Source organism: Deltaproteobacteria bacterium, assembly GCA_016874775.1.
In the GTDB taxonomy this organism is placed as follows: Bacteria; Desulfobacterota; Binatia; order Bin18; family Bin18; genus VGTJ01.
This window is the reverse complement of sequence record VGTJ01000256.1, coordinates 1-5850: the sequence shown is the minus strand read 5'-3', so window position 1 is coordinate 5850 and position 5850 is coordinate 1. Positions and strand designations below refer to the sequence as shown.

The 5850-nt window shown below is 54.2% G+C and carries 6 protein-coding genes; all 6 read left to right on the top strand.

Annotation, left to right across the window (positions count from 1 at the left end; translation table 11 throughout):
* Window positions 1-589 precede the first annotated feature (589 nt).
* Complete coding sequence (locus FJ147_26580; GenBank protein MBM4259452.1) at window positions 590-763, top strand: helix-turn-helix domain-containing protein; 174 nt, start codon at window positions 590-592, stop codon at window positions 761-763.
* 391 nt (window positions 764-1154) lie between these two features.
* Window positions 1155-2642 (top strand): DUF3987 domain-containing protein, encoded by a 1488-nt coding sequence (locus FJ147_26575; GenBank protein ID MBM4259451.1) that lies wholly within the window; start codon window positions 1155-1157, stop codon window positions 2640-2642.
* Complete coding sequence (locus FJ147_26570; GenBank protein MBM4259450.1) at window positions 2639-3058, top strand: hypothetical protein; 420 nt, start codon at window positions 2639-2641, stop codon at window positions 3056-3058. The genes FJ147_26575 and FJ147_26570 overlap by 4 nt, the downstream gene beginning before the upstream one ends.
* 9 nt (window positions 3059-3067) lie before the next feature.
* Window positions 3068-3856 (top strand): hypothetical protein, encoded by a 789-nt coding sequence (locus FJ147_26565; protein ID MBM4259449.1) that lies wholly within the window; start codon window positions 3068-3070, stop codon window positions 3854-3856.
* An 18-nt stretch (window positions 3857-3874) separates the two neighbouring features.
* Complete coding sequence (locus FJ147_26560; protein MBM4259448.1) at window positions 3875-4246, top strand: hypothetical protein; 372 nt, start codon at window positions 3875-3877, stop codon at window positions 4244-4246.
* A gap of 370 nt (window positions 4247-4616) precedes the next feature.
* The coding region (locus FJ147_26555) for an IS21 family transposase (GenBank protein ID MBM4259447.1) at window positions 4617-5850 on the top strand (1234 nt) is incomplete at its 3' end.

The window sequence follows — 5850 nt, the reverse complement described above, 5'->3', positions numbered from 1 at the left end:
GCGAGAGGCCGGGGGAAAGAAGCTCTTCAATTGTGTCCATTCGGTCATGGTCAGGTCCGTTGGATAAACTCGCGGCAGTGTATTCATCCCTCAAGCTTACCAATCCCTTTTTCAAAACACTCTCTTACTTTCAGCGTGTCCGTGAGAGAAGTTGCCGCTTCCGGTAGACTTCGCGGCGGTGGCCGATCTTCACCACCACTCGTTCGCGCTTCGTCACGACACGAGTGAGGGAATGGGAGAAGGTCTCTGAACGCTTTTGTGTAGCTGAGCGGGCCATAGGGTTATCTCTCTGTATTTCTGTGTCTCTCTGTATACCACACAGGATATGAAGCAGGAAAGGGAACTCTCGTTATCACTAGGTCTTCTTTGGTGAGCCAAAATTTTTGCTTGATTTGCACTGTCACCCACTGTATAGTTTTGTAAATTTTGATGTCGCTCAGTAGCTCAGCGTGAGTGTTGGAAAAACCAAGCTCGCGCTCTCGGGAGTTATTGAGTCCAGCATTTTGGTAAATCGTCAACGGGTATTGGAACAACCAGGCCCGGTATCTCCTTGTGAGGTGCCGGGCTTTTTTTTTGGCTTGGAGGGAATATGGAAAATTTAGACACGGCAAAAACTCTGGCAAACTTCCTTGGTGTCTCCGTCGCAAAGATTCGTAAAGATACACGACTAACAGACCTGCCTCGTGTGCGGATCGGGCGCACAGTTCGATACGATCGGTCAGAAGTGCTCACGTGGCTGCGCGAGAAAAACGGAGAGAGATGACAAAGAACGGGGGTGCAAATTGATCACAGCAAGTGACTCGCCCTCTATGCGCTCTGCTTATAATACGCTTTCTCAGCGTCGCAAAGAGTTACAAGCGCAAAAGGCAAACTGCAAAGACGATCTGGCACAGTTTGCTCTCGATCCAGGGTTTTATAAAGACGAGGATATTAGCGAAATTCGGGAACGCTATCGCACCGTGAATGCAGAACTTGACCGCGTCACACGAGAAGAAGCATCCCTCCTTGCCGATCACCCGTGGTTACAGAAAGATTTAGAGCGTGAATTTTCGATGTTTTCCGGCAACGGGAATGAGCAAACCGAAAAGGGCGAAACGAGTGAAGTAACTGATGGTGCTATATCGTGGCCCGAGCCCATAGAGCTACCTTCTCAACTGCTACCAGTCCCTTCTTTTGCTGAAGTTCTTCTTCCCGAACCTCTCCGCCCGTGGCTCAGCGATATTGCAGAGCGATTACAATGCGCCCTCGATTTCCCAGCCGTGGGCGCACTCGGGGCACTGGCGGGCGTTGTCGGGAGAAAAGTCGGAATCAGACCCAAGCGTCATGATGATTGGCTTGTGGTCCCGAATCTGTGGGGAGCAATCATCGGTCGTCCAGGCATTATGAAGACACCGGCTCTCACAGAAGTGTTCAAACCACTTCACCGCCTCCAGTTACAAGCGCGCGAACGTCACGAGCAGGACATACGAGCATGGGAAGCGACACAGCTCGTTACTAAGCTCGCACGAGAGGATACCGAAAAGAAAATCAAGGCGGCGCTCAAAACCGGCGACCGTGAAAGCGCATGTCGTCTTGCTCAGGAGGCAATTGCTCCTGAGCAAAGCACTCAACCTTTTCTTCCCCGTTATCTAGTCAACGATAGTACGGTCGAAAAACTCGGTGTGATCTTGAACGAAAACCCACATGGCATCGTGCTTTTCCGCGACGAACTGACGGGGTGGTTGCGTACTCTGGACCGCGACGGACATGAGAACGATAGAGCTTTTTATCTCGAAGCCTGGGATGGGAGAGGCTCATATATCTACGATCGCATTGGTCGTGGGACACTTTTCATTGCGTCCACCTGTGTTTCCATTTTTGGCGGGATTCAACCAGGACCTCTCGCTGCGTACCTTCGATCTGCGGTGAACGGTGGTAGTAGTGGGGATGACGGGCTGATTCAGCGATTTCAACTCCTCGTGTACCCTGATGAGCCAAGTAGTTGGAGGAACGTTGACCGTTGGCCCAATAGTGAAGCGAAGGAGCGTGCGTTTAAGCTGTTCGAGAAGCTCGATACGATAGACCTGCCTGCTCACGGAATTCCCCTCCTTGAGGGAGAGACGATTCCTTCTCTGCACTTCACACCACGGGCTCAGGGAGTGTTTGACGAATGGCGTGGCGATCTGGAGCAAAAACTGCGCTCCCGTGAGAATCATCCGGCTTTAGAAGCGCACTTGTCCAAGTATCGAAGCCTGATGCCCTCACTAGCCCTCCTCTTTCACTTGCTCGACCTCCTTGATGGAAGAGCAGAAGGCGCGGTCTCGGAGTCAGCGGCAAGACTGGCTGCCGGATGGTGCGACTTTTTCGAGGCTCATGCGCGAAGGGTCTACCAAGCCCTAGCCCGACATGCCCTTTTCGCAGCACGGAAACTCGCTGAACGAATCCAGGCGAAGGATTTACCGAACCCCTTCACCTCAGGAACAGTACTACGCAAAGGCTGGGCAGGATTAGCGACACTGGACGAGGCACGTGACGCTGTTCTCCTCCTTGAAGAACTCCACTGGGTACGCCTGGAAAAAGGCACTCCCGGAGAACAGGGCGGGCGACCACGGTTACGCTATCGGATCAACCCTCAATTGGGGCAAAAAGGGGAGGCAGAATGAAGTACTTGAACGCGCTACTACGAGAAGCAAAAAATCCTCCCCATACCTACAGTAAGGAACCGACAAAACCGACAAAACCGGTTTCGTCGGTTTTGTCGGGTTCGAGTCCTAGAGATGTGGGGAAAAAATCAGTGGCCAAGACTGGACAAGACCGCCCCTTCCTCCCTCACCCGTTAGGGCAAGAAGACGCCCCTAACCCTTACGTGGCATGGGACAGTTTGCTTTGCTGGCTCATCGAACACCATCCCGACCATTTCAGCGCGCTCTACGATGCTGAGGATGTACTTCACGCATTAGAGGCCCAAGGGGTGACGAGCGGGGCTGAATATGAGGGTGCCTGTCAGGAATTGTTCACCCGCTTTGAACGGTCACGACGACTGAAACTCAGCCAGGGATTCAAAATCTGGCTACAGTAAGGAGCACCAATGCACGAACAAGAACTTTGTCAATTCGATTTCACCGACCGCAACCAATGTGAGATTGCCTGTCGTGTCCACGGCGAACGCGAAGTGCTCAAGCCAACGACTCGTGAGGCCGTGCTCAATGAACTACTGAAAGCGGGCAAATGGGCGGGACCGAACCCTTCGTGTTCAGAAACCGCACCGGTTGTGCCCTCCGCCTCGCTCCCGACTCCTGTCTCTTCTTCCTATGACGTAGTGGAATATCACACCCCTGATGGGCAGACCGTCTCGCTTTCTGCGACGCTATTCCGCAACATGATCTGCCCTGAGGCGAATATCAATCAAAGTCACTATATGTTACTCTGGTGTGCGCACAACGGGATTGATCCTTTTGCCCATGAGGCACACTTCATGGTCGTCGCCGGCAGGCCCGTCATCATGGTGAGCAAAGACGCCTGGTTTCGCCGAATGGAACGGCATCCGAGCTTCGTCAGCCATGACAGTGGCCTCATTGTGGAAGCCGCGCTGCAAACGATCAAGGAGGCGCTGGTTGGTGGCTTCGATCACTACCTCATCAGTGATGTATTGCGGCAAAAGTTGCTCACCGACTTCGCAGCAGGCAACGTCTCAGAGCCCACAGGCATCGCTGCCCGATTGACCGTGCGCAAGCGGGGGCAGTACGTGGGACAGGATACGCTGCTTGGTGGTTGGGCTGAGATTCAACGCTCAGACCGCCCTCATCCCTATCTCTTCCAGATTGATAAGAAGGGCTGGGAAACTCGCAAGCGGGAAGGGGGAGAGAGTCACTTCTGAATCGACAAGCCTGGGTTCATGGTCTGGAAAGCCTCGTTGAAGAATTGCTGTCGATTGGCATTTCCCGAACTCTCAGGACTTATTGCGCAGCCTGAAGCCGGGGATGATTGCGCAGCCTCCCTCGCTGATGCCAAGCTGACCGCTCTGAACAGCTTAGCCCAGAAGCGACGACTCTTCGCTGTGGGGCGTGATGTCCCACCGCCCCTTGGTCCCCTTGGCTATGGACAGTTGCATGCCCTTGCTGAAGCGCTCTACGAGGGGCGTATTAGTGAACTCACGATGAGCGAGATGTCCGCCTTGATTGACCGGGTAGAGTTAGCGGCTGGGGGTGATCCACACACCCTGAGCGAACTACTGCGTTTTCTGGACCAAAATGATCACCGATTCTGATGCAACGTGATCATCGATTCTGATGCAAGTTGATCAGTGATTCTGGTTCAACGTGATCAGTAAGACACCGAAACCAGAATGGGTGATCAAGTTCAAGAATGGGTGATCAGGTTCAAGAATTGTCTCTGACAACGAGCGCTGGCAAATCCGCATCGCGCTTTCCATCCTACCTCATTTGTTGTGAGGAGGAGGAAAGATGGCGAATCCAAGGATTTCCATGCGCAAGATCAAAGACGTTTTACGTTTACGCCATACGGCTAAGCTGACGAATCGCCAGATTGCGGCGAGCTTACACATTGCGTACGGCACCGTCGTCGGGTATTTCCGCCGGGCGGAGTAAGCGGGGCTGAGGTGGCCCTTACCCGAGGGCATGAGCGAAGAGGAACTGGAACAGCGACTCTTTGGCTCGCGGGGCCCGCAGGACCGAGTGACGCGGACCGCCCCAGACTTTGCCACCCTTCATCAGGAGTTGCAGCGCAAAGGGGTGACCCTGCAATTGCTGTGGGAAGAGTATCAAACGAGTAGTGCCGGTCCACACTACAGCTATCCGCAGTTCTGTGCTCGGTATCGCACGTGGCGACAGACGCTCAAACGCAGTCTGCGCCAGGTGCACCACGCTGGCGAGAAACTCTTTGTCGATTATTGTGGCCCCACCGTGCCCGTCATTGATGGACTCACGGGGGCCGTACGGTCAGCTCAGATCTTCGTCGCGGTTCTCGGCGCATCCAATTACACGTATGCGGAAGCCACCTGGACCCAGAGCTTACCCGACTGGATCGGCTCGCATGTGCGGACGCTGACGTTTTTTGGGGGCGTCCCGCAGTTGGTTATTCCGGACAATCTGAAAGCGGGGGTCGCCAAAGCGTGTCGCTACGAACCCGAACTCAACCCCACCTACGCAGAATGGGCGCGGCATTACAACACCGTTGTCTTGCCAGCGCGTCCCTATAAACCGAAAGACAAAGCCAAAGTGGAAGTCGGCGTGCAGATTGTCGAACGCTGGATTTTAGCGCAGCTGCGCCATCAGCAATTCTTCAGTTTAGCTGAGCTCAATACCGCGATTACCGCGTTGCTTACGACCCTCAACCAGCGGCCCTTCAAGAAACTTCCAGGCTCACGTCACTCGCAGTTTCTCACGCATGAACAACCGGCACTCCAACCTCTGCCCGCTACTCCCTATGAGTATGCGGAATGGCGCCAGGCACGCGTGCATCTCGATTATCATCTCGAAGTTGAGGGGCATTTCTACAGTGTCCCCCATCGCTTCGTACGCCAAGCCATGGACGTGCGCCTCACCGTCACGACCGTCGAAATCTTCCATAAAAGCGAACGCATCGCGACCCATCGACGGAGTTCGCGCAAAGGGAGTCATACCACGCTGGCTGAACATATGCCCAAAGCTCACCAACGCCATCTGGAATGGACTCCGGGGCGGTTTCTGAATTGGGCACAGACGATTGGAGCAGCTACGCGCACGTTGGTGCAACATCTGCTCGAACACCATGCTCATCCCGAACAAGGCTATCGCAGCTGTTTGGGCTTACTGCAACTGGCCAAACGCTATAGCGCCCCTCGCTTGGAAGCGGCGTGTCAGAAAGCGATCG

Excerpts from the sequence above, each read along its gene's own strand:
- FJ147_26580 (MBM4259452.1), top strand. The coding sequence starts at position 590 with ATGGAAAATTTAGACACGGCAAAAACTCTGGCAAACTTCCTTGGTGTC.
- FJ147_26570 (MBM4259450.1), top strand. The coding sequence starts at position 2,639 with ATGAAGTACTTGAACGCGCTACTACGAGAAGCAAAAAATCCTCCCCAT.
- FJ147_26565 (MBM4259449.1), top strand. The coding sequence starts at position 3,068 with ATGCACGAACAAGAACTTTGTCAATTCGATTTCACCGACCGCAACCAA.
- FJ147_26560 (MBM4259448.1), top strand. The coding sequence starts at position 3,875 with ATGGTCTGGAAAGCCTCGTTGAAGAATTGCTGTCGATTGGCATTTCCC.